This window comes from Streptomyces sp. S6, from assembly GCF_054880855.1.
Genome location: NZ_JBTYMC010000502.1, coordinates 1 through 3,115, shown reverse-complemented (window position 1 = coordinate 3,115; position 3,115 = coordinate 1). Strand labels below are relative to the sequence as shown.

Below are 3,115 nucleotides of genomic sequence, written 5' to 3'. Positions count from 1 at the left end.
AGGGCGGCGGTGACGACCCACGTGTACGCGGACTGCCCGCCGCCGAGGTCCTTGATGATCTCCGGCAGCGCGTTCGACACGATCGTCGACGACAGGATCGCCGCGAACATGTCGTACGTCCTCGCCGCCCGCCTGGAACAGGTCGCCGCCGCCGCGACCGCACGGCTGCGGCGCATGTCGTCCGGGCGCTACACCCTCGTCCACTCCGCCGACCGCTCCGGACGCGGGCGCAGCGGCCTCGGGCTGCACGTCGTCGACGCCTGGACCGGCCGCGAACGCGACACGGCCACGCTGTCCGGCGGGGAGACGTTCTTCGCGTCTCTGGCGCTCGCCCTCGGGCTCGCCGACGTCGTCACCGACGAGGCGGGCGGGGTGCGGCTCGACACCCTCTTCATCGACGAGGGGTTCGGCAGCCTCGACGACCAGACCCTCGACGAGGTCCTCGACGTCCTCGACTCACTGCGCGAACGGGACCGCAGCGTCGGCATCGTCAGCCACGTCGCCGACCTGCGGCGGCGCATCCACGCGCAGCTGGAGGTGGTGAAGGACCGCAGCGGCTCGACCCTGCGGCGGCGCGGTCACTGACCGAGGGGGCGGCGGGGCAGGGGCGAGGAGTAGACGACGCTCGTCGTCACCGAACCGAGCGTGCCGAGCTTCCCCGACACCTCCTCCAGGTGCCTCATCGACCGGGCGGTGACCTTGACGACGAAGCAGTCGTCGCCCGTCACGTGGTGCGCCTCCAGGATCTCCGGGGTCACCGCCACCAGGTCGTGGAACGGCTTGTAGTTGCCGTTGGGGTACCGGAGACGGACGAACGCGAGGATCGGCAGCCCGAGCCGCTCCGGGTCGACGACCGCCGAGTACCCCTGGATCACCCCGGACTCCTCCAGCCGCCGCACCCGCTCGGTCACCGCGCTCGGCGACATCGACACGGCCCGCGCGAGCTCGGCGAACGAGGCCCGCCCGTCGCGCTGGAGGACATCGAGGATGCGCCAGTCGGTGGCGTCCGGGGAATACGCGGTCATCGGGCAAGAGTGCCGGGGAATCCCCGGCCGATCAAGGTCGGGGCCGGGGAAGCGGCCTTCAGGTCAGAAGCCGCCGACCGTAGATTTTTCGCCATGACGACCGACACGACGACGAGCCTGCCGACGGCCACGAACCCCGTCCTGCGCACCGCCCCCGCCACCCCCGCCGAGGCCGCCGCCCACTTCCGCGCGAGCCTCGCCTTCCACGCGGACGTCTCCGACGTCGCCGCCGCGCTGCCCACCGACGAGTTCGTCGTCATCGACTCCCGCTCCACCGAGGCGTGGGACCAGGGCCACATCCCCGGCGCGCTCCACCTGCCGACCGCCCTCATCCCCGAGCAGGCTCCCCGACTCCTCGACAGGAACGTCCCGTTGGTCACCTACTGCTGGGGACCCGGCTGCAACGGCGCCACCCGCGCCGCCCTCGCGCTCGCCGAACTCGGCTACCAGGTCAAGGAGATGCTCGGCGGGTTCGAGTACTGGGTGCGCGAGGGCTTCGAGTTCGAGACCTGGGAAGGGACGGAACGCCGAGTCCCCGATCCGCTGACCGCACCTGTCGGATCCGACGACTGCGGCTGCTGACCGGGGACTCGGTGGAGCGTCGATGACCCTTACAGGGCTGCCAGTTCGTCGACCAGGTCGTCCAGACCGAGCGAGCCCTGCGACAGGGCCGCCATGTGCCACGCCTTCAGGTCGAACGCGTCGCCGTGCCGTTCGCGGGCCTTCTCGCGGCCCAGCAGCCAGGCGCGCTCGCCGAGTTTGTAGCCGATGGCCTGGCCGGGGATGGTCAGGTAGCGGGTCAGCTCGCTGACGACGAAGTCGTGGGGGCGGCTGCTGTGCGCGAGGAAGAACTCCTCGCCCAGCTCGGGCGTCCAGCGCTCACCGGGGTGGAACGGGGAGTCGGCCGGGATCTCCAGCTCCAGGTGCATGCCGATGTCGATGATGACGCGGACCGCGCGCATCATCTGCGCGTCGAGGTAGCCGAGCCGCTCCTCCGCGTCGGCCAGGAAGCCGAGTTCGTCCATCAGGCGCTCCGCGTACAGGGCCCAGCCCTCGGCGTTCGCGCTGACGATGCCGACGGTCGCCTGGTAGCGGGAGAGGTTCTCCGCGACGTGCACCCACTGGGCGAGCTGCAAGTGGTGGCCGGGGACGCCCTCGTGGTACCAGGTCGACACCAAGTCGTAGACGGGGAACCGGGTCTGACCCATCGTCGGGAGCCAGGTGCGGCCGGGGCGGGAGAAGTCCTCCGAGGGGCCCGTGTAGTACGGGGCCGCCGCGCCGCCGGGCGGGGCGATACGGGACTCCACCTTCCGTACCCGCTCGGCGAGTTCGAAGTGCGTGCCGTCCAGGGAGTCGATCGCCCGGTCCATCACGCTCTGGAGCCAGTCGCGGACCTCGTCGACGCCCTCGATGTGCCGGCCGTGCTCGTCGAGGTGGGCGAGCGCCGTCCACGGGGTGGCCGCGCCGGGGAGGATCTTCTCGGCCTCCCTCTTCATCTCGCCCAGCAGGCGGTGGTATTCGGCCCAGCCGTACGCGTACGCCTCGTCCAGGTCGAGGTCGGTGCCGTTGTAGTAGCGCGACAGTCGGGCGTACCGCTCACGGCCGACGACGTTCGGGGCGTCCTCGATCGTCGGGACGTACACCTCCCGCATCCAGTCCCGGAGCCCGACGACCGCCACGGTCGCCTCCTGCGCGGCGGCGTCGAGTTCACCGCGCAGGCTGTCCGGACCGGTCGCCGCGAAGTCCTCGAACCAGCCGTGCCCCTCGCCCGTGTCGGCCCACTCGCGGAGCTGCTCGACGAACGTCGCCGTCGGCCTCGGGGCGGCGAACAGCTTGCGCTCCAGGCCGAGTTCGAGGGACTCGCGGTAGCCGCGCAGCGCCTCCGGCACGGCCCGCAGCCGCTCGGTGATCGCCGCCCAGTCCTCGTCCGTGTCGGCCGGAGTCACCGAGAACACGTCGCGCACCTGCTGCACGGGCGTCCCCAGATTTCCGACCGCGCGCAGCCCCTCCCCGGCGTCGTGCACGGCGAGTTCGGCGGTCAGCCGCTCCCGCAGCAGCCGCGCGCACCGCCGCTCCGCGTCGCTCTCCGC

At 71.8% G+C, this 3,115-nt stretch carries 3 protein-coding genes and 1 pseudogene; 2 read left to right on the top strand and 2 right to left on the bottom strand.

The features are described from left to right. Positions 1–111: 111 nt before the first annotated feature. Positions 112–585: pseudogene (locus ACVNF4_RS34355) on the top strand (SbcC/MukB-like Walker B domain-containing protein); the annotation flags it as partial. Here ACVNF4_RS34355 and ACVNF4_RS34350 read toward each other — a convergent pair. After that, complete coding sequence (locus ACVNF4_RS34350; protein ID WP_461806785.1) at positions 579–1,025, bottom strand: Lrp/AsnC family transcriptional regulator; 447 nt, start codon at positions 1,023–1,025, stop codon at positions 579–581. The pseudogene ACVNF4_RS34355 and the gene ACVNF4_RS34350 sit on opposite strands and share 7 nt — an antisense overlap. A gap of 93 nt (positions 1,026–1,118) precedes the next feature. Here ACVNF4_RS34350 and ACVNF4_RS34345 point away from each other — a divergent pair, with 93 nt between their 5' ends. Continuing rightward, positions 1,119–1,607 (top strand): rhodanese-like domain-containing protein, encoded by a 489-nt coding sequence (locus tag ACVNF4_RS34345; RefSeq protein WP_461806784.1) that lies wholly within the window; start codon positions 1,119–1,121, stop codon positions 1,605–1,607. 29 nt (positions 1,608–1,636) lie between these two features. On the opposite strand, the gene ACVNF4_RS34340 is transcribed toward ACVNF4_RS34345, so the two are convergent. Further along, on the bottom strand, positions 1,637–3,115 hold a 1,479-nt coding region (locus ACVNF4_RS34340), incomplete at its 5' end, for a DUF885 domain-containing protein (RefSeq protein ID WP_461806783.1).

Bases quoted from the DNA above. Each gene is read 5' to 3' on its own strand.
- ACVNF4_RS34350 (WP_461806785.1), bottom strand. From the start codon at position 1,025: ATGACCGCGTATTCCCCGGACGCCACCGACTGGCGCATCCTCGATGTC.
- ACVNF4_RS34345 (WP_461806784.1), top strand. From the start codon at position 1,119: ATGACGACCGACACGACGACGAGCCTGCCGACGGCCACGAACCCCGTC.